Source organism: Zhenpiania hominis (assembly GCF_014333425.1).
In the GTDB taxonomy this organism is placed as follows: Bacteria; Bacillota; Clostridia; order Peptostreptococcales; family Anaerovoracaceae; genus Hominibacterium; species Hominibacterium hominis.
Genome location: NZ_JACRYT010000001.1, coordinates 19,684 through 42,192, shown reverse-complemented (window position 1 = coordinate 42,192; position 22,509 = coordinate 19,684). Strand labels below are relative to the sequence as shown.

The following is a 22,509-nucleotide window of genomic DNA, read 5'->3' as shown; positions in this document are numbered from 1 at the left end:
GTTCTTCTCTGCTTTTTTATTTAAAATTCTCCGGATCCAGCGGACATTTTGCAAACTTCCGTGTCGCTTCCATAAATCGGTCAATGTTTTCAAGAGGTCCATTGATTGGAATATCGCATCCTGTGCTTACGATATAGCCTTTTGGCGAATCCCACGCCTTCCGCAGGCATTCTTTAACCGCTTCGTCCACCTGATCAGGGCTACCCTGCATCATAATCGTAATCGGATCCACGTTCCCCAGAATTGGCACTTTTGAGCCCGCAATTTCCTTAGCGGTTTTAAGATCGACCCGATTGTCCACACTGAGAATATCACAGCCTGACTCCAGCATATCCGCCGTAATAGCCGTTGTGTCTCCACAGATATGGTACCCCATTGTCGTTCCCAGCTCATGGGTATAGTCCATCAGTTCTTTTGTATATGGAAGTACAAATTCCCGATAATTTTTCCTGTCAATAATTGTGCCCGAAGCGATCGGATCGCATAGGAACATTCCCGCTCCAGTCGGGATAAATTCTTTGATTACAATTTTAACTGCGTCTGTGCAAAACCGCAGAAGTTCATGTACTTTTTCCGGCTGTTTTCTTGTCTGCCGAAGCATCTTTTCTACTGGAAACAGACTGGACGCTGCTGTAAAAGGCCCTGGAATACTGATCGAAACACCTACTTCATGCCCCCATTTATCCAGACAGATCTCTGTAGCTTCATAGTTAAGCTGAAGCCATGGATCATTTTTCTTTCTTATTTTTTCCAAATCCAGTTTATCCAGCTCGTCCAGACTTTTCAGGAAATGATCCATAATAGCGGGTACCCCGTCCTCCGGATCATTCGTAATACTGCCACATGCTGTTCCTACGCCGTGGAGTCCATATTCAATCGTCATACCATCGTTCCCAAAGCGTTCATAACAGGCAATCTGCCCCTGTGCCTGATTTTTCGCACAGCTTCTCTTTTCTCTGTGTGTCATTCCCGCCACTTTACCCGCTACTGAAACTGTAAAAGGCATCGCCGGCAGCCGGTCAATCTCTTCACCGGAAAAAAAACCCGCCATTCGTTCATTTGGTGTCATTTGATCGTCTTTGTGCATCCTTTTCATCCTCCTTCAATCATTTGCTGTTAATTCCAAGGTTTGAACAGTACTGTCTATACAATACTCTATATTTTTGATACAGGTCTGTCCCGTAAATCTGGCCCTTCCCACAAGCTTCCCGCAAGCCTGCCCATAACAAAGCTCTCCGTCAGAAACTTTAATCTCTTTCCACTTTGCCAAGTCTGTTCCAATCAGCGCAAAACTCGTTTTAGGACAGAGCTGTATCAGCACATTTTCCGGAAGTATCTTATCCGCTTCTTTCAGCAGCGGGTATGTAAAAAGCTCCGTCACTGCTGCCATTTGCTTTGGTCCTAGGATATTGACACCTCCTGTAGAATCCGCATAACTAATAATCGCCGCTCCTGCCCGCGCCGCTTCCTGCATATAACGCAGCAGTTCTCCTTTTAGCTTCTCCAGTATGGCCTTCATCTCTTCCGGTTGTTTTCGCATCCATTTCAGTGTAATAGAAGCATCTGCCAAGACATTCAAAACAGTAAAAGGCCCGGAAATTTCAAAAACTACAGTTTCCCCCATTTTACTCAGTGCTTCGCAAGCTTTCAGAACTTCTCGAATTCTCCCTTTTGTAAAATCAATCTGCGGCAAAGCAAGGATTTCTTCTGGCGTTTGGCAAATGTAAGTTTTTGCTCTCGGTCCGCTCTTTGCGTCACCATAATTTATAATTCCTCCCATTGCCTCCCCTTCAACTGTATGGCAAAAAGGTAGTTCACAAAACTCCGCTTTATCTTCCTTTTTCAGTGCCAGCGCAATATCTCGCATTGTTTTCCAATTTTTATAAGCATCGGGAAACGTCAACTCTAACTCCCTTGTTACTGCTTCCCGTATTCCCACAGAGTTATCATATGTACATGAATAATCAGCAATTTGAACCATTAAGACGTTCTCCTTTCCATGTCGGCAGCCAGGGCCTTCTTGTCCAAATGATAGCCGATTAGTACCAGCCCATTTTCCTCCGGCGCTTCTGCCGCGCTCAGAGTGTAATGGTACGGCGTATAATCAACTGCCACTGCTGTTTTTTCGGTCAGGATTATGCCTTTTGCGCGAAGAATCGTTCCATAACATCCTGAATCCCACTTCGCGATCCATTGCCGGATTTCCTTTTCTGATGCGTGGCCGTTGCTTTCCAAGAAAACAGAAGAAAAACTATGTTCCTCTGGGAGTTCTGCATGTGAAAAGAACAGTTTCCTGCTTTCCAGTTTTACAGATTTAAGAAATGCCAAAAGCTCTCGTCCATCTTTCTCAATCCAGTTTTCCTTATAAATCGCTGCCTTTGGATTCAGCATGTGGATTTCTTCCATTCGTACACTCAGATCAGCTTCTGAGAGTTCCTCTATATAAGAAAGAAAAATGACATCTGCATTTTTAATCTGATCCAAATAAAATTGTCCAAACTGTTTTCTGTCCTCTTCAAAAGCAGTAACATCTACTATCGTGATCAATGGTTCGATTTCAATCCCTGCCTGATTTCCCGCATCTTTGCAAGCCTTCGCAACATCCGATAACCGCCCCACTCCGGAAGGCTCGATCAATACTTGCTGCTCTTTCTGCTCCACGGCAATGTCTTTCAGCGCCTGCTGAAAATCTGCAGCCAGACTGCAGCAGATGCAGCCGGCGTAAATCTCCCGCACAGGAATCCCGTCTTTCACCCGACCGCTGTCAATAGAAACTTCCCCAAATTCATTTTCAATTACCACGGTTTGTTCTCCCAGTTCCGGAAGCAGTTTATTTAAAAATGTGGTCTTCCCTGCTCCTAAAAAACCAGATATAATTCTGACTTTCATAAATTGCCTTCCTTTCGTTTCCTTTCACAATTACTATAGCACCCCAGAAAAAGAGTCGTCCAATTGATAAAAAAGATACCATTTTACATTTTGGTATCTTTTTTCTATCATCCTGTTATTTTACAAAAACACTATAATCATGGAATTCATCCACCCATCCTGCGATTGCAACATCTTCCCCTGCATCCCGCAATTCTGTGAAAAGATGCAGTCCGTCTCTTTCCGGCAGGGAAATAAGAAGGCCTCCTGCAGTCTGCGGATCGAAAAGGAGATCTTCAACAGATGCTTCGAGGGAGTCCGTTATGCATATAACCTCCTCAAGATATTCCCGATTCCGATAGGCTCCTGCCGGAATCATCCCAAGTTCTGCCATTTCTTTGGCTCCTGGCAACATAGGAACTGCCTGGGCATCCAGACAGAAGGTACACGCACTTCCTGCTGCCATCTCAAAGGCATGGCCCAGAAGGCCGAATCCCGTTACATCTGTACAGCTGTTTACTGGAAAACGTTTCATCACTTCCGCAGCTTTACGGTTCAATCGGGTCATAGAATGAAGCATAATATCATAATCCTGCTTAGAAAGAAGCTCTCCCTTCGCTGCAGTCGTCAAAACGCCTGTGCCAATTTTTTTCGTCAAAAGAACAATATCTCCCGGCCGCATCCGGCTGTTCAAAAGAATTTCCTCTGGGGCAGCAAACCCGGTTACAGAAAGTCCGTATTTGGGCTCCGGATCTTTTATTGTATGACCGCCTGCAATCACTGCTCCCGCTTCCGCAACCTTTTCATAACCTCCCTGCAAAATCGCCTGCACCGTTTCTTTTGGAAGATCTTCTGGAAAGCAAAACACATTCAGAGCAAGCTTCGGAGTTCCTCCCATCGCATAGACATCACTGAGAGAGTTAGCTGCCGCAATCTTCCCATACTGGTAGGGATCATCTACAACCGGAGGGAAAATATCCACAGTCTGAATCATGGCAGTCTTTTCATCAATTTTGTAAACTGCGGCATCATCGCTGGTTTCAAAACCTACCAACAGGTTTGGATCGCTGAATTTCGGTAAATGACACAGAACTTGTGCCAGGGCATCAGGCCCAATTTTAGCCGCTCAACCACCGTGAGCTGTCATCTCTGTCAGCTTTATTTTTTCCGTGCTCATACGCTCCCCTCCTTTCCCTGCAGAATTGTATTACATTCCCTATCTCCACTACTTTTTCTCACCAAGCTGTCTGGCTATCCGTTGTCCCTGTTCATTTCTTTCACTAAGAAAATACAGAGCGCAAGGAACGTTTCTCTGTTCAAAAAACGCTTTCAGCTCCTGCTCATCCGGTTTCGTAAACCGAATCGCAAGGCCGCAGCTCTTGGAAATTTCCCTCGGAGTAGGAATAATCGAAGTCTGAAAATGCCTTTTGGCTTCCTCTTCTGTCTTTATTGTGTCCCCTGTCGCGGAAAATACCATGGCAAAAAAGCCTTCCGCAAACGATTCCATTCCCATCGGCTCTCCTTTATCCAACTGTAATTATACGTTCCGCGCTGTGCATCAGTTCTACGTTATAATACATATTTGTAACCTCTCCGACTTCCAGCGCCTCTTCCAATTTGTAAAAATTCAGACACGCTCCGCAGGAAAGAATCTCTGTTCCCACCTGTTCAAGCTGTTTCAAAGATTCCAGCACAGGCGAACCGGTTGTTGTCAGATACACCCCCCGATTAAGGAACATAATCACAGACGGCTTTTCCTCTGCCTCTGTTAAAGAATAAATATAACTTTTCATTAAATTCTGTCCCAGCTCTTCACTCCCGCTTCCAAAGGTATCCGCTGTCACCAGAATCGCGATTTTCTTTTTTTCATTCATACTGTTTCCGCCTCCTTTTCGCTTCTGTCTTTCTTTTAGATTACTCTATAAACATTGATTTTTCAACGTTTTCGTTAATCGTTTTTTTCTATTCTTTTCGCACTTTTTATCACTAATTTATATTTTATTTTTGCCTTTTTCTGTGATATGGTGATTTTACATAAACAAAACAGATTAAGGAGGATAAAATGGCTCTGATCCAAATTGATGTTCGGGGATGTGCCTGCCCGGAACCAGTGATAAAAACGAAAAAGGCTTTAGAAGGAGATGCCGCAGCTGTGGAAGTCCTTGTAGATAATAAAATTGCGCTGCAGAATATTAAGCGTCTTGCATCTGGAAAGGGATGGACATTCTCTTTTGAAAAGATAGACTGTTATTTTAAAATTATAATTGAAAAATAATTTGATGAACTTTTCTTCTTGTGTATCCCCCCAAAGAACTATATGCCCATTTTCAGTTGCAGCAATACTTGATGGATCCCATCAAGTACATACTTTATTTCTTCTTCTGTATTAAAGTATCCAAAGGAAAACCGTACCGTTCCTTTCGGAAAGGTCCCCAGAGTTTTATGGGCGTGAGGGGCACAGTGGAGGCCGCACCTTGTCATAATGCCGAAATGCTGTTCCAAAATATAGCTGACCTCTGCGTTATCCACATTCGGAAAATCTACCGATACTACGGCACACCTTCCCTGGGCCGTTTCTTTTCCAACCAGCACCGCCTGTTTCATATTACAGATACCTTCCAAAAAACGTTTTGTCAACCATTCCTTTTTCTGCGCTATTGCCTGCATCCCTTCTTTTTCCAGGAAAGACACCCCATGGCCCAGTCCGATAATCCCCGGAAGATTCAGCGTCCCAGGCTGAAATTTATCCGGAAGGAATTCGGGCATTACCTCCTTATCCGATAAACTTCCAGTCCCCCCGGCAATCAAAGGCGTCATCTGCTCTGCGGCGCGTTCCGAAAGAATCAGCCCACCGATTCCCTGAGGGCCCAACAGGCCTTTATGTCCAGGGAAAACCAACGCATCGATGCCGCAGTCCTTCATGGAAATCTTTAGACTTCCCGCAGTCTGGGCGGCATCCACCGCAAATAGGACCCCCTGCTCCCGGCAAATGGTTCCGATTGTTTGAATTGGCAGTATTGTTCCGCACACATTGGAAGCGTGCAGCATCAGCACTAGTTTTGTATTAGGACGCAACCTTTTTTTTAACTCTTCCGGCTCCAATTCCCCGTTTTTCCCACAGGGCGCTTCTTCCCACTCAACGTCCTGTTCTGAAAGCTGCATTAGCGGCCGTACAACTGCATTATGTTCCATAGATGATGTCAGAACATGGTCACCGGATTTTAAAATTCCTTTCAACACCATATTGAGTCCCACAGTTGCTCCTGGTGTAAAAATCACATTCCCAGGCTGTTCAAACCCGAAGAAATGACAAAGCTGTTCCCGAATCTGTATCACACTCCCTTCCACACTGTAGGCATCCTGGTAACTCCCTCTGCTGATATTATACCCTCGATAGTCAATATGGCGCCCCATCGCTGCTCCCAGCCCCGGCGCCTTGGGAAAAGAAGTGCTCCCATTATCACAATATACGTGTCTCATTGCTCCCTCCTATTTCTTTTCTGATGAAGATCCAAATTGATCCAGAACAAACAATTTAAAAGTCTCCGCCGTCGGCGACATCGTAATGTTCCGATTTGATACCAGATAGAACTCTCGATCCGAATCATAGTCTGCCAGATCAAAAATCAGATAACCTCGATCTTTCCGCTGCCGTTCTGCTGCCAGTTCTGATATAATCGATACTCCGATACCGCCCGCCACTGCTCGTTTAATCGCTTCCATGCTGTTCATCTTGGCGACAACAGTAAGCGCCCCCGAAGGAATTCCCCGTTCTTCCAACTTTGCTTCAAAGGTCTTTCTGGTAGCCGAACCTTCTTCTCTTAAAAGAAACGGTTCTCTTGCAAACTCCACAAGAGGAAGGGCTTTTCCCTGCTTTTTTCGAAATTTCTCATTATCCGGCGCAATCAATACTGCTTTGTCCTTCATCAACGGCTCGTAAATTAATCCGTCCTCTCTCTTCATACCGATAAATCCGAGTTCTCCTCTGCGCGCAAGAAGATGTTCCGCCGCACTCTGAGAATCGGATTGTTCCATGTAAAACCGGACAGCAGGATACTCCCTTTTAAAAGCAGCCATCAAATCCGGAACCAGGTATTCCCCTGGAATACTGGAGGCCTGGATTTCTACAACTCCATTTATATTCAAACAAAAATTCTGCAGAGAATAGACTGCCTGCTCTCTGGTGTTCAGCATTGTCAGAGCATAATCATAGAAAAGCCTTCCTTCCGCTGTAGGCAAAGCCTCTTTGCGGCTACGGTCAATCAGCTGCATTTGCAGTTCTTTTTCCAGAGTCTGAATATGCGCGCTGATCGTCGGCTGTGTAAGATAAGTGGCATCCGCTGCCTTCGAAAAGCTTCTGTGTTTTACAACATTAACAAACGCTTCAATCTGCCTGAAATCCATAATAGCCTCCTTATTCCCACAAAACTCTCGCGTCACCATTTTTTTTCGTAATATGCTCTCGATCGAAATATTCCAGAATCATCATCGCGTATTTTCTTGAAGTTTCGATCTTATCTCGGTATTCTGCCAGTGTAATTTGTCCCTTTTCAGCGATTGTCTCTTTCAAGATCTGCCTTGCCCAACCGATGGTTTCAGAATGCATATAGTTCGGGTATTCTAATTTTACCAGAACCCCTTCTCCACAAAGCCGTTCAATCATCTGCCGTGCCAAAGCTTTATCTTTAAAGCCGTCTATTACTTCTTCCGACTCTGGAATCTCAACCCCCGCTTTCTGATAAATTTCTTCAATCGCATCCCGAATCTGCCGCTGTTCCTCTGTATACTGAATGGAAAACCCGGAAAGAGCGACCGTATTTCCTGCTTCTTTCAGAATTCCTCTATCGATCATACCTGCGATAAGAGCATCCATAGGTCTCATATCTGACGCATGAAGACCGTTTTTCAACCTTACACGCAGTTCTTCCCGTACCATTCCTCCACTGACTGGATTTTTTTCATGGTAATCTTCCAGGATCTGTTCCGCAGTTGTTTGAACTGTACGCAAAAAATCTCGGTGAAGATATACGTCTTTATCGATTCGGTAAGCCGTTCCCAGTTCTTCCATTTCACGCAACAGTTCTGCCGCCTCTGTTCTCAGGCCTCCCCATTTTCTCGCTAGCAGTCTTTCCTGGGGAAACTTTTGACTTTCCTCCAAAAGAATCTGTTCCAGAACTTCCTTTCCACTTCCCTCATCTTTCCTCTTAAGAGCATCCAGAGCCGTTTCCTGAAACCGTTTACGTTTGGGAGCAACAGGGTCTAGAACTACACCGCCCGCAATGGACTCCAGCGGGGAATAGAACCGAAGGATAAATCGGTCTCCACGCTTTACCGCAATATCCTCTTCCAGCCTCAACTGCGCAAACCCGCTCTGCCCCTGCTGCAGAATATCAGCGTCCAACAGTACTGCTTTACATAGAACTTCCGCGCTGCCATAGAACAGATGCAATCTGGCCCCATTTTCCAAAGGTCGTTTTGCTGTGTCAAACATAGACACCCTTACATCCAGCATACGGCTCTTTTCCATAGAAAAAGGCGCTGCCAGGACTTCTCCCCGCCGCACGTCGACCTTTTTGATTCCGGCAAGATTCACGGCAGTCCGCTGTCCGGCCGTCGCCTGTTTAACAGGTTTGCCATGCACCTGCAAATTACGGACTTTCACTTTTCTCTCAGATGGGTAAATCCAGATTTCCTCTCCTGTTTTTATGGAACCTTCCGTCAACGTTCCTGTAACAACAGTACCGAATCCATCGATCGTGAATACCCGATCTACTGGAATCCGCAGCAATTCTTCTTCCTCTCTGCGCAAACTGCACGCCTCTGCCATCTCACAGATCCGCGCTCTCAAATAGTCAATCTGATATCCGGTTTGCGAAGATACCTCGATCAACTCCGCATTTTCCAGAAACGTTCCCTTCGTAGATTCCCGTACATCCTCTTTCACCATTTCCAGCCATTCCTCTTCTACCAGATCGATTTTGGTCAGTGCGATAATCCCTTTTTCGATATGGAGCATTTTAAGAATTTCTAAATGCTCCACAGTCTGCGGCATCATACCCTCATCCGCAGCGATTACAAAGAGAACCATATCGATTCCAGATGCTCCGGCCAGCATATGCCTGACAAACTTCTCATGACCAGGCACATCTACGATCCCGATTTCCAGGTCCTCTGATCCTGAAAGCCTGGCAAAACCTAGTTCAATTGTAATTCCCCTCTGTTTTTCTTCCTTCAGACGATCTGTGTCTGTTCCGGTCAACGCTTTAATCAGACAGGTCTTTCCATGATCTACATGGCCCGCTGTACCCATAATGACATGCTTCACTGCCTCTCTCCTCCTTCTACGGATTTTGTAATTTCAGATACAGCCTCGGTAATTTCATCCAGTTCATTGTCTGCAATCGTCCGTATATCAAAGTGTACCCGTTCTCGAATAATTCGCGCAATAATCGGCACTTCTCTGCTCCTGAGCAAGCGTTCCATCTTTTCCGGTGCTATCCCGTTTTCTATGGCGACAGCCCATCCGTCCAGCAACACAGTCGGCGCGGATCCTCCGCCTGTCTGATCTTTCACAGGAACCACTTCTGCACTGCATCCGCCCTGTGTTTCCAATTTCAACGCAAGCTGCTGCGCTCGTTCTTTCAGCTCCTGTGAGGAAGCCGTCAGCATAGCCAACACTGGAATCTCTGTTCTGGCTTTCTCCGGATCCAGATACGCTCGGAACGTTTCCTCCAATGCGGCCAGAGTCATTTTATCCACCCGCAAAACTCTAGCTAGAGGATGTCGCTTCATTTTGTCAATCAAATCTTTTCGTCCAGCCAGAATTCCTGCCTGTGGTCCCCCCAGCAACTTGTCCCCACTGAATAAAATCACATCAATTCCTGTCCGCAGGCTTTCCGGCACAGAAGGCTCACAGATTCCATAGGGCTGAAGATCGTACATCAGGCCGCATCCCATATCGTAAAGGACCGGGATGCCGCACTTTTTTCCCAGCGCTGCCAGTTCTTCAAGGGAGGTTTCCGCAGTAAACCCGATAATTCGGTAATTACTGGTATGGACCTTCATAATTGCCGCGGTCTGTTCGTTAATCCCCCTTTGATAGTCTTCAATTCTCGTCTTATTCGTGGTTCCTACTTCGTAAAGAGTCGCACCGCTTTGTTTCATAATATCAGGAATTCGAAACGATCCTCCGATTTCCACCAGTTCTCCTCTGGAGACAAGGACTTCCTGCCCCTCTGCCAGAGTGGAAAGACAGAGCATCGTTGCTGCCGCATTGTTATTAACTACCATGGCCGCCTCTGCGCCTGTGATTTTCGTAATCAGATATTCCACATGATTATGACGCGATCCCCGACTGCCTTTTTTTACGTCGTATTCCAAAGTCGAGTAACCTTCTGAGGTACGAATGACATTTTCGCAGGCTGCTCTGGAAAGACACGCGCGTCCCAAATTTGTATGAAGGACAACACCTGTCGCATTGACGGCTTTTGTCAAGCTGTGCCTCTTTTTCTGCCGAACCAGACTGACCATTTCCTGAATCAGGATGTCTCTATCCGGTTCTGCCAAGGCTTCTCCATTTAAAATCCGCTGACGCGCATTATTTATGACTTCTCGGACACTGTCTGTGACCAGCTCTCTTGCTGTAGTTTCAAAAAACGCAAATAAGCGCTGATCCTTCAGCGCTTCATCGACACTTGGAAGCCTGGAAAGAAGCTGTCTTTTTTCCATTATGTATCTCCTCCTGCTTTGATAAAAATGGCGGGAGTATGTGGGAATCGAACCCACCCAGGAAGCTCTTAACTCCCCGAACCGGTTTTGAAGACCGGAAGGCACACCAGCACCCATCTACCCCCATATCATAATAAGGATTCATACAGATTTCTCAAGCAGGAAAGACGATTTTGCTTATTCATCATAAAGAATTTATCGTCTAATGGTAAGGAGTACCTGGACGAAAACCGTCTGTCCTGCTATTTATGCGAAACAGGAGTATGCGAGTCCTGTTTCTTATAGGATTCCTGAAGTTCTGCTTAAATAAACCCCTTATGGGAAAGTATTTTTTCGGATTTTTCTTTATTTGCTTCACTGATGCGGATAATTGGACCTGTACATCCCATACCGCTTTCTGCGTAAATCTTTTCTTTCCAGAGAGCGGTTACCGCATCCTCCAGATCCATTACTTCAATCCCCGGAATCTGAGCGGTAACCACCTCTTTAGGTGGAGCTGCCACAATTTCTTCTGTTTTAGACGCAGTCTCTTTTTTCGCCAGTTCGTTCAAAACCCTGGAAAGCCCCGCTTTTTTCGCCAGTTTGAATTCTTCTTTGGCAATACGGTTCATGTCATTTTGAATCAGATGGGCTGCGTACTCAGCAGCTGCCGCAATTACCGGCGCTCCCGATGCTCTTGAGATAATCAGAATTGTTTTCTCAAATTCTTCACCGATTCCCGGTCCATATCCCCATCCCAGGGATTCAAAACTTCCTCCTGTTGTATAAGATGAAAAGATTTTCGCCATCAGATTTCCGGTTAGAGAATCCATCACCATCACATCCGCCGTCGCCGTAAGGAGATCATTTCCACGCATTACAACACCTCCATCCGCCCTGGCTGATTCTGCAAAGGAAATAGGATATCCTCCCTCCTGCAGTCTGCGTAATGCCTTTTCACATTGGCGCGCACCGTCAATATTGGCAATTCCTACCGTTGGATGGGCCGTCCCGTCGGCTTTTGCTGCAATAATACCATAAATTGCGTTTTTTACTAATGCACAAACCCGATCCGTATCGGATGTTCCTGTTGTTGTCGCCAGAAACATGGTTTTTCCCTTTGCTGGAGTAACAATTTTGCCTACTGTTGATACGCCGATGGGAAAAGGATAATGCATCGTTACAGCCCCGTCGATTTCTCCCTGTTCTAACAGATTTTCCATCGCTTTATGGGAGTCTTCCCCTTCAATCAGGTGGACTTTTATCCCTCTTTCCGCAGCCAATCCAGCTGCTTCCTTGAGATTCTCTTTCCCATGTTCACTGCCGTCCGCCGCAATTCCAATTACAGGCGTCTTCCCAAGCTGTCCGGTTTCAAGCCCTTCTGCCAGCTCCAGGAAGATCTCTCCAATCATCTTTCTTATCTTCTTTTCTGACATCCCCTTCTCCTTTCCGCTTTATTCGCTGAGAAGTCCGTCAGCAAATCTACGCATGGCTTCCCCGATCAGAGCTTTCACTTCCGCCTCATTGTTCCCTGTATCCGATGTACTGCTTCCATCATTTTTCTCTACCAGAAAACTGATTCCATCAAACAGGTTTGTCATTCTGCCCAGGAACAGACTGCCCTTTCCGATGATCATCGCCCGTTTTATGCGGCCTTCCATAATCGCCTCTCTAGCAAATCCCAGATAAGGCACTCCGGAAGGAATATGTCCCTGTGTCGGCGCCCATCCGCACATTCCATGTTTCTTTACAAATTCAGGGATCTCTTTTCTTTCAATTTCCCCACGCTTTACACCCAGCGCCGCAATCATTTTATAATTTGCCTCCGGCACATCTCCCGCGCCGGCTGGTTTTGTAATATCTGGATTTTGCATTTCCGGAGAATATTTGTCGACATCTGTAATTTTCAAACCTGCCCGATCCAGAGGTTCTGTTACCAGCGCACCGATTACTGCCTGCGGCGAGGCACCGGTCCCCACAGTATGTCTCCCCACAATATCTGTCCGAATCTGTGGACTTTCTCCGTCATCTGCCGTAAGCAATATGGAAAATCCTGCGATAGCGTCTTCCAAAATCGGCATCCCCTTTTTCACATGATCCTTGCCGTTCATACCCAGTTTAGCTGTACAGCCTCCTGCTGTAACAACTACTGTGCGGAAAGTTCCCGCTTTAATCAGGGACGCTGCAGACAGTAAAGCGTGGGCCGGCCCTGCGCAAAATCCTCTGGCGTCTGATCCAGTGGCATTCATAAGACCTGCCGCTTCTGCTGCTGCTTTTGCGAAATTGCCTCCTCCCCTCTGATTCATATCTCCACAGGCTTCTTCACAGCAGTCGATCACATATTCCACTTCACCGGCGTCAATACCGGAAGTTTCTAAAAGATGCAGCAGAGATAAAACGCTCGATGCCTTTGTCACCAAATTCTCCAGCATCACATGGGCTGACAGATTCACATCCACATCATGTGCCCGTTTCACAGCCCCCACTAAAACTCCGTTATGATAAAGAGGTTCGGCATGTTCTTCTTCTACAAGGATTTTAATATCCTCAACCGTTTCTTCATTTTTATCTAAAATCGCAGCTTTTTCTTCACCAATCAGCGCATGAGCCGCAAGTTTTCTTCGAACTTCATCGGCAAAAGACGTTTCAAGCTTTACCAAGTCAAAGACATCACAAATCTGCATCAACCCCAGGAACTCATCCTGCGGCATTATTTCACCGTATTTGCCTTTTCTTTTGCCTTCGCATTTTTTGTCATACCAGGGGAACTTGGTCGTTTCCAGATCGTCCGGTGTTTTATTTCCGATATATACTTGATTCGGCAGGTATGCCAGAGCATCCTCATACGAACGGATATGTCCGGGCAGTTCCTTCAAGTATTCAGAATCCGGATTAACAACACGTTCCGTTGTCTGTGTGGTCCCATTATGTAACACCATGTCCGGTGTAATCGCAAGGGTATAACTCATCCCTTTCAGTACAGCATATCCTCCCATTTTTTCTACTCCTTTATTTTCGTTTGCTGGAAGCGCTGCCCCGTATACCGGGGCCCCGCTCCCTAAATGTCAACACATCAAATGGTTTACAGCTGATCCCGAATTGCTTTCATTTCGCTGATAATATCATCAACGTCAAGCACCATTTCCATCATACTGATCTGTTCATCGTAAACACTTTCATCAATTTCTTCTTTGACTTCCGGTTCACAGATGTGATATACAGTGAGTCCCAACGAGACTCCGGCCAATGGCCCTGCATAAGTCGGATCGCCAAGAGTAACGGTTTCTGCTGCCAGTCCCGCAGCTTCTCCTTCCGCGGCGCCGAGAAGTACAACCAGATCGTCCTTCCCGTACTGATCATAAAACTCTTTTACTCTCTTCTGATTCTCCAGGTCCATTGCCCCTGCGGCCGTTCAAACAAAGCATTCCGTGGATGAGAAAACAACTTCCGCGCCCGCGCTCTTTGCGCACGCTTCAATTGCAGGTCCCGGAATTCCATCACGGTCGCCGATAATCACAACTTTTTTGTCTTTCAACAATGCCATTTTTAGATCCTCCTTTCTTCCCAAGTCCATATATATAAACAGATTATATATATTTCTTAATCATTTCTTCGATGGCTTCCGGTGTCGCGTCATCTTTTACTAGTTCCTCCACTTTTTCTCCATTCTGGTAAATGGCGATTACCGGAAGGCCCATGATCTTCTGGCTGATGGCCAGTCTTCTTGCGGAAGTTGTATTCAGTTTGCAAAATTTTATCTTATCCCCATATTTTTCAGAAAGGGATTCAACATGAGGCATCAGTGCCGCGCAGGGAACGCAGCCATCTCCAAAGAAATCCACCAGTACTGTGCCTTCTGCCTGAAGGACTTCCGGTTCAAATGTCTTTTTGTCGCAAATAATCATCACAGTTTCTCCTTCCTATTCATTTTCCTCTATGTATTTTCCTGCCTGCACGGCGGCAATCGCGCCGTCCGCCGCTGCTGTCACCACTTGTCTCAGGCTCTTGACACGGATATCTCCTGCCGCGAATACCCCTTCTACATTTGTTTTCATATCCGGGTCCGTTACAATGTAGCCATTGTCCATCCTGACTTTGCCTTCAAAAATTTCACTTGCCGGCTTAAAACCGATGAACACAAACACGCCGAAGGTTCCATCTTCTTCGCTCGCTTTGATTTCGGTTTTCTCCTTTGTCTTTACATTTTCTACTACCATAGATTCCAAAAGGCCGTCGCCTTTCAGCTCTTTTACAACACTGTCCCATAGGAAATCGATCTTTTCATTAGCAAAAGCCTTTTCCTGGATGGATTTTGCGGCCCGCAGCTGATCCCTTCTGTGAATGATGGTTACTTTTCTTGCGAATTTTGTCAGGTAAAGGGCCTCTTCCACTGCGGAATCTCCACCCCCTACCACATATACTTCAAAGTCTTCGAAAAAGGCAGCGTCGCAGGTTGCACAGTAGGATACACCCTTTCCAGTGAATTCTTTCTCTCCCGGACAGCCGATGGGCACTGGCGATGCTCCTGCCGCGATAATGACCGCTTTCGCCCGATAGGTATCTTTTTTCCCTGTGAGTAATTTTTCTTTTCCCGCCAGTTCCATATCTTCGATGGTGTCGATTACCTTTTCTACGCCGAATTTATCTGCCTGGCTACTCATGCGGTCGATCAGGGTCGGACCGGATTCCTCTGCAAGGCCTCCCGGATAGTTTTCAATTTCCGCGGTCTGAACAATCTGTCCGCCCTCTTTGTCTTTTTCAATCAACAGCGTAGAAAGCCTTGCCCTTCCGGCGTAAAGGCCCGCCGCCAGGCCTGCCGGACCGCCTCCAATGATGATTACATCATACAATTTACCCATATGTTTCTCCTTTCTCTATAATTTGTCTAAAGCCCCGCAGGTCAGGGAGCAGTCAATCGCACTGTAATCCATTCTCTGGCGCTCGGATAGACCCTCCAAATAGCTTCTGTTCCGATAATAAATATCCAGCAGCTGCTCAACTCTCAGCACATCACAGGTGATGGATTCTAGTGTTCCGTTTCTTCCAACTACTACGGTCAGATATGGATTTGCCCGTTCCTTTCTCCCTCCGAGAGGGTCGCAGACCAGGCTCCATCCTTCCATCAGCAGACGCCTTGTTTCCATTACAACTTCTTTGACTGTCCCATTTCTCTTTGAAACAATAAATTGTTTCTTTTTTCGCTTAACATAACGTTCTACTTCCGGATTATTGGTAATAATCATGTAGCACATGGCCTGGCCCTCTCTTTTTTCTTTATTTAAAGATCGTCTGGTCCTGAATATCCACAGTAAGAGTATTCAAGGCCTTCTTTACTAGCTCGTACCGAAGTTCTCTTTCCTTTTCTGGCGATTCCTCCGGAAATCCTGTAGGATGCGGAATCGCTACTGCCGGATAGATTCGGTTTGCTCCCACGGCCTTTGAAATTGGAACAATCGTGCATACATGCACAATCGGGATACCCGCTTCATCGATAGCTTTTACAATCGTTGCACCGCAACGTGTACAGGTTCCTCAAGCCGATGTTAGAATTGCTCCTGCAACACTGCTGTCTTTTAAAGATTTGGCAATTTCTTTTCCAAACTCGGCCGCTCTGGTTACAGGCATAGAATTCCCAACTGTTACATAAATATTTTTATCCAGCTCTCCAATAAAACCTTCCTGTTCCAAGCGAAGCATCGCATCTAGCGGAACTACGCGGTTGCCGTTTCCATTACCAAAACTCGGTGTATATCCACCATGGGCGATCTCTGTCTGCTTCATTTCCGATCCACCAAAATCTTCCGCATGATAGATTCTCCATTTTGTCGCAGCATGTGCCTCTATTCGATCCGGATTGCCTGTAGGAACCGGTCCACATGTAGTAATAAGTGCGATTTTAGCCTTACTCAGATCCGCAATTGGAGGGCTAGGCACAACCCGTGTAAATTGTGGCATCTCCAGCTCCGTTTTAAACGGTCTTCCCGCCACTTTATCCAATGCCATATCTACCGCTCTGTGGGCTCCCACATGCTCGGTCCAGACATTCTTACGCAGTCCGCGTTTGAAGTACCCTTCCTTCTCATAATCCAGCACGTCCTCCCCTCTGGCAAATCGGTTCACAAAACCTGCAATTTTTTCCAGAGCCTTTTTCATTCCTCTCGCATTATTTTCCGTAGGGAAGATGAACCCATACATCCGGAACAGCTCCAGCCCCGGGTTTTCTTCAAACATACCGGAAACTGCAGGGATTCCTTCCTGATAGGCGATTTTACATACCTGTCCACAGGCCATTCCGTATCTCCCTGCGTTAAATGCCGGCCCTGCAACGACCAAGTCCGCATTATAGCGGCGCAGTGCATCCTTGATCTGTGCTACTACTTCATCTGTATGATCTGAAAAATAATTGTCTCCACATAAAATCGTAGCTACTATCTCATTGGTATCTTCTAAAAGCCCTTTCAACATCATACCGGGTCCAACGACTGTTTCCCGTATTTCAAAAGGATAATCTGCTTTTTCTTCTCCGCCAATCTGCCCGAAGAACTGATTGATATAATGAATAATTTTCATCTGGATTCACCTCCTGTCTTAGTATGTAACTGCTCTTAGTTTTGTAATTCCCAGGTTGCTTGCCGCATCCATAATGACCGCAAGTCTTACCCTCACACTCCCGTCTTCCTGAAGCGCGTCGCTTACTCCTCCAGCGAGAACATCAACCGCTTCCAGATGTCCGATGGTCTTTTTCATCGGCGGCAGGACGATGAATTCATTATTGTTTCCCGCAGTAACCACTGCGTCCGCTGCAGGATTCGAATTGGCAAGAGGCTCGGAAGATCCGTCGTCTCCCGCATTTTCATGTACACAAATTACTGTCTTAATTCCGACTTTTTCTGCTTCTTCGGCTATCATCATAATATCCGCTTCTGGATTACCTCCACCTTCTTCTGTTACAACTATGGCATCAATATCAAGGAGCCGCGCAATTGATAAAATTTCCATAACGCCTCTCTCTTTTTCTGCCAGAATTGTACTGATTGGAGACGAAATCACGCCACAGAAGTTTAAATCCTTTCCGTGTCTCTCATACATATCTTTTACAACAGGATTATTCTGATGATCATATGTTGTATTTTTATCACAGGCAGTTACACAGTTACCAGATACGATTGCTCCATCCATCATTTCATTCGGATGCATTAGCATGGTCTGCAATTTTTTCGCATCTTCCCCATAGATATAGTTATCGTGGAGCAGACCCTGTGCCAATACCAGATTTACATACATCAGCCGCGGCAGTTTTGGATCAACTTTGTTCAAAGTATAGGTTCTTACTTCATCCGCTTCCACTTCCATTCCCGCTTTTGCAAGATAGTGCGCCATTTTCAGACCTGCTTTGCGTACGGCCGCCTCATGCTCTTCCGGAGAGAGGTTTTCTGCCGGCTCTGCCACTAACACTACATTATTCATGTGAGAATAAATAGAATGAACCGTCCCCGGACCATTCATATCGATCAGGCCCTCCTGAAAACACACAATTCTTCCTGTCGTAATGACACAGCAGCCCTCCAGAACCCTCGTTCTTCCTTCTCCTACAGAATCATACTTTCCCAAAATTCCGGGGAAGTATTCTCCGCTGTCCGGCTTGATTCTTGGCTCAATCGCATCCTTAACCGGAATAATCCGAATCGATTCGCCGGGTCTTGCCAGTTGAATATCTACGGAAGAAAACTCTTCACACTCCAGGATTTTTTTCAATTCCTCTTTTTGAATTGTCAGCACATGTTCTTTAATTTCCGTCTTTTCTCCAAATTGAATATCATGGATTTTGACAATTTCCAAATCAAGGCTTTTCTGTTTCATCTGTTTCACCTTCTTTACTTGTTTTTTCCGATTCAATTTCGATTTGGGTAATGACATTTACTTATAAAGCAATCCTTATGCCAATTCCCACCGTTTCGAAAAAAACAATATATATGTTGAAAACTCCTGCTTTTTCCTATGATGCATTCCCGTATTCCCCTATCGAATATTTCTGTTTCCTGTGGTCCCTGCATATCTTCCTTATGCGTTTCCGCATATCATCACTTTTCTGTAATGCCGTATTTGTTAAGCTTCCGCACAACAGTGGATTGATTTATTTTCAATAATTCTGCGAGTTTGTTTGTACTTTTGTATTTTTGATATAGCTCGCAGAGAATATTCTTTTCTACCTTATCCAATGTTTCCTGAAGCCCCTCCCCTTCTGTTAGCCGTATATGTGGTCCATCTCGGCGGCCTGCTTTGAGCAACAGTTCGAAAGGAAGGTCATCTGGATAAATGGTGTCATCCTTGCTGACAACCACCAGTCGTTCTATTAGATTTTCAAGTTCCCTTACATTTCCTGGCCATTCATGGTTGAGCAAAAGCTCCATGGTCCTAGAGGAAATGTGCTTGTTCCGCCTGTATTGTTCATTAAACTGCTTCAAAAAATCGAATACCAATGCCGGTATATCCTCTTTTCGTTCCCGCAGTGGAGGAATGGTCATGGGGATCACATTCAGTCTGTAAAACAGATCCTCCCGAAATTCCCCCTGCTCTACCGCAATCCGCAGATCTTTATTGGTGGCCGCAATAATTCGGATGTCTACAACTTTCGGCTCACAACCGCCCAGTCGGATAAAACTCCTATCCTGTATAGCCTGCAGTAACTTAACCTGAAGCTGATAGGGCATTTCTCCAATCTCATTGAGAAAAATTGTTCCTCCATCTGCAATTTCCAATAATCCCGCTTTTCCATTTTTCTGTGCTCCGGTGAAAGCTCCTTCTTCATATCCGAATAGCTCCGACTCCAAAATGTTTCCCGGAATCGCACCGCAGTTCACTTTGATAAAAGGGCCACTGCATCTCCTGCTCATATTATGAATCATATTCGCCAACAAATCTTTTCCGGTTCCGGATTCCCCAAGAATCAATACATTACTGTCAACAGGTGCGACTTTTTTCGCCAACTCCAGCACCAGACGCATTTCCTTATTCTTGCTTGTAATTCGTTTTTCTTCTGTCTTTTCCTTTCGCAGTTGTCGCAGTTCTGCAAAATATTTTTCCACCAGCGATTCCGTCCGCTGCAGCCGGTTTACTAAACTGTCAATTTCCTGTTGCATTGGATTTTTTTCAACTTCCTCAATTAGCACTTTTAAATCTCTTGTCGCAGTAATAATCCGTTCTATACACCCTTCTTCGTTGAAAATTGGCACTCCGGTTACCAGAGCCTTCCGCTCTCCTTCTACATTCTGTATAATCGTTGTTGTTTTTTTCGTTCCCCGAACACTGTTCACAACTGATGGGAAATAAATCTTTTCCTGTTCAATTTCTTTTATATTTCTTCCAATCAGTTCATCGGGCGTTTTCCCAGTAATTCTCCTGGTCGCCGGATTTGCCATTAAAATAATGCCCTCCGCGTCGATTTCATAAATAGAATCATAATAATAATTAAAAATCATCTCGTATTCTCGACACTTTTCTTCCGTCTGCCGCAGAAGGCCAGACTTCCAACCATACCAATCTAAAATACTGCTGGCTTCAATAACCCCTTCTAAATGTTCTTCCTGTTTTACACAAATTAATTCATATCTGCCAACCTCGTCCGGTTTGATTCTGGCATCCAGTTCCACTGTTTTCAGACTTCTGTCATCAAAGCAGTCAGAAACAGGAATGTCCAGGTCAAAATCCCGCAGCAAATATTCCAGCAGATGTTCCGCAGTGATCACACCTTTCAGCCTGTTTTCCTCATCAACAATTGGTATAATATGGACATTGAACGAAGAAAAACTCGGTATGGCCGCCCGGACGCTCACCTGTTCGTGCAAAGTGATAACCGGTTTTCGCATGATCTCTTTTACGGCAATCTGTTTTATTTTTTTCCTCATATTCCTGCTCCTGACCTCTTATTCTTGTGTTTGTATGCCGGGGGGCCTCAGTTGCCCCCCTTTCATAATACACTTCCGGTTGAGTCTTGTTAAAGAGCGTTTTCCTCTTTATCCAGTTCCTCCAGTTCTTTTTTTTGTTGCTCCTTTGAAAGCTTGTAAATGCCAATTCCTGTCGCTGCGCAAATCAGTGCCATGACTGGATTCAGATAAGAATTGACACAGTATGGCACAAACCCTTCTGATCCAAATGCCGATACTCCCAGTGTTGTAATATAGAAAGCACCCGAACCGCCCCAGGGAATCAGCGGTGCTACCATCGTTCCTACATCTTCCAAGCATCTGGAAAGTACCTTCCTATCAATTCCCCGCTCTACAAACTCTCTCTTGTAAATTTCCGCCGTCATAATTGAAGCTGGATACGAAGATCCCGAACAGCACAGCACAATTAAATCAGTAAACAGAGTAACTGCAATCAGGGAGAACCTGGTTTTCGCCGCATGGAGAATAGGAGCCACTGCAGTTTCCAAAAAACCAGCTTTACTAATAATGGCCGCATATGCGTAACCACAATAAATTACAACTACAATGCCCACCATTGATGTCATACCTCCCCGATTCAATAGTTCCGCTACTGCATCGGAAACTGGATTTGCATAAATCATATCCGTTGTAAATCCTGTAATTGCTGAAGCAAATCCATCTACCACATTAAACCCCTGGTAAACACCTCCAATTGCCAGGGCCAGCAGAGATGCGCCTACCATCGTCGGAACCGGCGGCTGCTTTGTAAAAGCCGCTACCAAGATTACCACAAATGGTAACAGGAGCAGAGGGTTCCAATTGTACATGTCGGACAGAATTCTCATGGTTTCTACAGCACCTTCTGGTAGTTCCGTGCTTGTAATCTCTGTCTGTTGTCCCAAAATGAAAAAGAACATAAGTGATATGACTGCCGCCGGTATTGTTGTCCACATCATAGAACGGATATGCTGATATAAGTTGACGCCCGCGCAGAGCGGTGCCAGATTCGTAGTTTCTGACAAAGGTGATAATTTATCCCCAACAATTGCTCCGCATATTACAGCAGCAGCTGTAATATGAAGAGGCATGTCCAGCCCCGCTGCGACACCCATCATCGCTACACCAATCGTTCCTGCAGATCCCCAGGATGTCCCTGTGACAATGGACAGTACCACACAAACCAGGAAGGCACACACATATAAATACTGCGGATTAATAATTTCCAGTCCATAATAAATAATCATCGGGATTGAACCACTAAAAATAAAGGTGGCAATTACCATCCCAATTGTCCACATTATCAGAATGGCCGGCGTTGCCTGAATCAGTTTTTGACAGATCGCATTTTCGATATCCTTCCACCGCATTCCCACTCTCCTGGCAAGAAGGCCTGCCACAATTGCGGAAATGATCATCAAAGGTTCTACTCTGACCCCAAAGCCTATGTATCCCACTGTAATAATTACTACCATAGACAACAGCGCAAAGACAGATTCCCATAATGTTGGCGCTCTTTTAATCATAATTCCTAGTTCCTTTCTATTTTAATTTTCTGTCATTACCCATTGTTTATATAATGCAATTACTATGCCACTGGCAAATATCGAAAATTTCAATCGTTTTCAAGGATCACTTGAAAAAAAACGTTCAGATAAACGCAGACTCGCATACCCTTTCTATGCAAAACGCCATATCTCCTCTATCCAAACGCGGCCCGCGTCAGCGAATAATTCAGCACACGAAAGTCCTCTTTCATCGCGTCGTCATAACCCACATACGTTTTGATACTTTTTCATTTTTCTTGTCAGCGCGGACTTATCAATTCCCAGCTCGTTGGTTTTAATCATCTTTCAATTTGCTGTTTTGAAGACTCCCTCGAAAGCATTCGTTTCTTTTGCCTATTTTATACTTAATTCCCTTGCAGTTCTACAATCAGTGTAAAAACGCAACAAAAAGAGCAAGGACCCCTTTTAGGATCTATCCTTGCTCCTTTCTCGCCTTTTATTCT

At 45.4% G+C, this 22,509-nt stretch carries 21 protein-coding genes and 1 tRNA gene; 1 reads left to right on the top strand and 21 read right to left on the bottom strand.

What is annotated here, in order from left to right; translation table 11 throughout:
- Nucleotides 1-16: 16 nt before the first annotated feature.
- The 6 genes from H9L42_RS00185 to yedF all read right to left on the bottom strand — a co-directional run bounded on the left by H9L42_RS00185 (nucleotide 17) and on the right by yedF (nucleotide 4,742).
- Nucleotides 17-1,087 (bottom strand): uroporphyrinogen decarboxylase family protein, encoded by a 1,071-nt coding sequence (locus H9L42_RS00185; protein ID WP_187301451.1) that lies wholly within the window; start codon nucleotides 1,085-1,087, stop codon nucleotides 17-19.
- 15 nt (nucleotides 1,088-1,102) lie between these two features.
- Entirely contained in the window at nucleotides 1,103-1,981 is an 879-nt protein-coding gene (locus H9L42_RS00180; RefSeq protein ID WP_187301450.1) for a uroporphyrinogen decarboxylase family protein, read from the bottom strand.
- Nucleotides 1,981-2,889 (bottom strand): CobW family GTP-binding protein, encoded by a 909-nt coding sequence (locus H9L42_RS00175; RefSeq protein ID WP_187301449.1) that lies wholly within the window; start codon nucleotides 2,887-2,889, stop codon nucleotides 1,981-1,983. Before H9L42_RS00175 ends, H9L42_RS00180 begins: the two co-directional genes overlap by 1 nt.
- A 115-nt stretch (nucleotides 2,890-3,004) precedes the next feature.
- Nucleotides 3,005-4,045 carry a selenide, water dikinase SelD gene (selD, locus tag H9L42_RS00170; RefSeq protein ID WP_187301448.1) on the bottom strand — a complete coding sequence of 347 codons (1,041 nt, stop codon included), beginning with the start codon at nucleotides 4,043-4,045 and terminating at the stop codon, nucleotides 3,005-3,007.
- A gap of 48 nt (nucleotides 4,046-4,093) precedes the next feature.
- Nucleotides 4,094-4,375 carry a putative Se/S carrier protein gene (locus H9L42_RS00165; protein ID WP_187301447.1) on the bottom strand — a complete coding sequence of 94 codons (282 nt, stop codon included), beginning with the start codon at nucleotides 4,373-4,375 and terminating at the stop codon, nucleotides 4,094-4,096.
- Between the two features lie 16 nt (nucleotides 4,376-4,391).
- Nucleotides 4,392-4,742, bottom strand: a complete 351-nt coding sequence (gene yedF, locus H9L42_RS00160; RefSeq protein WP_187301446.1) for a sulfurtransferase-like selenium metabolism protein YedF — start codon at nucleotides 4,740-4,742, stop codon at nucleotides 4,392-4,394.
- A gap of 188 nt (nucleotides 4,743-4,930) precedes the next feature.
- Here yedF and H9L42_RS00155 point away from each other — a divergent pair, with 188 nt between their 5' ends.
- Nucleotides 4,931-5,143 carry a sulfurtransferase TusA family protein gene (locus H9L42_RS00155; RefSeq protein ID WP_207734885.1) on the top strand — a complete coding sequence of 71 codons (213 nt, stop codon included), beginning with the start codon at nucleotides 4,931-4,933 and terminating at the stop codon, nucleotides 5,141-5,143.
- 38 nt (nucleotides 5,144-5,181) lie between these two features.
- Here H9L42_RS00155 and H9L42_RS00150 read toward each other — a convergent pair whose 3' ends face one another.
- The 15 genes from H9L42_RS00150 to nhaC all read right to left on the bottom strand — a co-directional run bounded on the left by H9L42_RS00150 (nucleotide 5,182) and on the right by nhaC (nucleotide 22,024).
- A complete protein-coding gene (locus H9L42_RS00150; RefSeq protein WP_187301445.1) occupies nucleotides 5,182-6,348 on the bottom strand; it encodes an aminotransferase class V-fold PLP-dependent enzyme in 1,167 nt (388 codons plus the stop codon).
- A gap of 9 nt (nucleotides 6,349-6,357) precedes the next feature.
- Nucleotides 6,358-7,272: a selenium metabolism-associated LysR family transcriptional regulator gene (locus tag H9L42_RS00145; RefSeq protein ID WP_187301444.1), complete on the bottom strand. Its 915-nt coding sequence runs from the start codon at nucleotides 7,270-7,272 to the stop codon at nucleotides 6,358-6,360.
- A 10-nt stretch (nucleotides 7,273-7,282) separates the two neighbouring features.
- A complete protein-coding gene (gene selB / locus H9L42_RS00140; RefSeq protein WP_187301443.1) occupies nucleotides 7,283-9,193 on the bottom strand; it encodes a selenocysteine-specific translation elongation factor in 1,911 nt (636 codons plus the stop codon).
- Complete coding sequence (gene selA, locus H9L42_RS00135) at nucleotides 9,190-10,596, bottom strand: L-seryl-tRNA(Sec) selenium transferase (protein ID WP_187301442.1); 1,407 nt, start codon at nucleotides 10,594-10,596, stop codon at nucleotides 9,190-9,192. Before selA ends, selB begins: the two co-directional genes overlap by 4 nt.
- A gap of 28 nt (nucleotides 10,597-10,624) precedes the next feature.
- Nucleotides 10,625-10,721, bottom strand: a tRNA-Sec gene (locus tag H9L42_RS00130).
- A gap of 177 nt (nucleotides 10,722-10,898) precedes the next feature.
- Complete coding sequence (gene grdD / locus H9L42_RS00125; protein ID WP_187301441.1) at nucleotides 10,899-12,011, bottom strand: glycine/sarcosine/betaine reductase complex component C subunit alpha; 1,113 nt, start codon at nucleotides 12,009-12,011, stop codon at nucleotides 10,899-10,901.
- 18 nt (nucleotides 12,012-12,029) lie between these two features.
- A complete protein-coding gene (gene grdC, locus H9L42_RS00120; protein ID WP_187301440.1) occupies nucleotides 12,030-13,571 on the bottom strand; it encodes a glycine/sarcosine/betaine reductase complex component C subunit beta in 1,542 nt (513 codons plus the stop codon).
- A gap of 86 nt (nucleotides 13,572-13,657) precedes the next feature.
- Nucleotides 13,658-14,119 (bottom strand): glycine/sarcosine/betaine reductase complex selenoprotein A, encoded by a 462-nt coding sequence (gene grdA, locus H9L42_RS00115; RefSeq protein ID WP_187301439.1) that lies wholly within the window; start codon nucleotides 14,117-14,119, stop codon nucleotides 13,658-13,660.
- 43 nt (nucleotides 14,120-14,162) lie between these two features.
- Complete coding sequence (trxA, locus tag H9L42_RS00110) at nucleotides 14,163-14,480, bottom strand: thioredoxin TrxA (protein WP_187301438.1); 318 nt, start codon at nucleotides 14,478-14,480, stop codon at nucleotides 14,163-14,165.
- Between the two features lie 15 nt (nucleotides 14,481-14,495).
- Entirely contained in the window at nucleotides 14,496-15,434 is a 939-nt protein-coding gene (gene trxB, locus H9L42_RS00105) for a thioredoxin-disulfide reductase (protein ID WP_187301437.1), read from the bottom strand.
- A gap of 15 nt (nucleotides 15,435-15,449) precedes the next feature.
- The gene (locus H9L42_RS00100) at nucleotides 15,450-15,827 is read right to left on the bottom strand and encodes a GrdX family protein (RefSeq protein ID WP_187301436.1); all 378 of its coding nucleotides are present in this window, start codon (nucleotides 15,825-15,827) and stop codon (nucleotides 15,450-15,452) included.
- A 22-nt stretch (nucleotides 15,828-15,849) separates the two neighbouring features.
- Nucleotides 15,850-17,145, bottom strand: a complete 1,296-nt coding sequence (locus tag H9L42_RS00095) for a glycine/betaine/sarcosine/D-proline family reductase selenoprotein B (RefSeq protein WP_187301435.1) — start codon at nucleotides 17,143-17,145, stop codon at nucleotides 15,850-15,852.
- Between the two features lie 18 nt (nucleotides 17,146-17,163).
- Nucleotides 17,164-18,435: a glycine/sarcosine/betaine reductase component B subunit gene (locus H9L42_RS00090; protein ID WP_187301434.1), complete on the bottom strand. Its 1,272-nt coding sequence runs from the start codon at nucleotides 18,433-18,435 to the stop codon at nucleotides 17,164-17,166.
- Between the two features lie 221 nt (nucleotides 18,436-18,656).
- Entirely contained in the window at nucleotides 18,657-20,480 is a 1,824-nt protein-coding gene (locus tag H9L42_RS00085; protein ID WP_187301433.1) for a sigma 54-interacting transcriptional regulator, read from the bottom strand.
- 89 nt (nucleotides 20,481-20,569) lie between these two features.
- On the bottom strand, nucleotides 20,570-22,024 hold the full coding sequence (gene nhaC / locus H9L42_RS00080; protein WP_187301432.1) for a Na+/H+ antiporter NhaC: 1,455 nt from the start codon (nucleotides 22,022-22,024) through the stop codon (nucleotides 20,570-20,572).
- Between the last annotated feature and the right edge of the window lie 485 nt (nucleotides 22,025-22,509).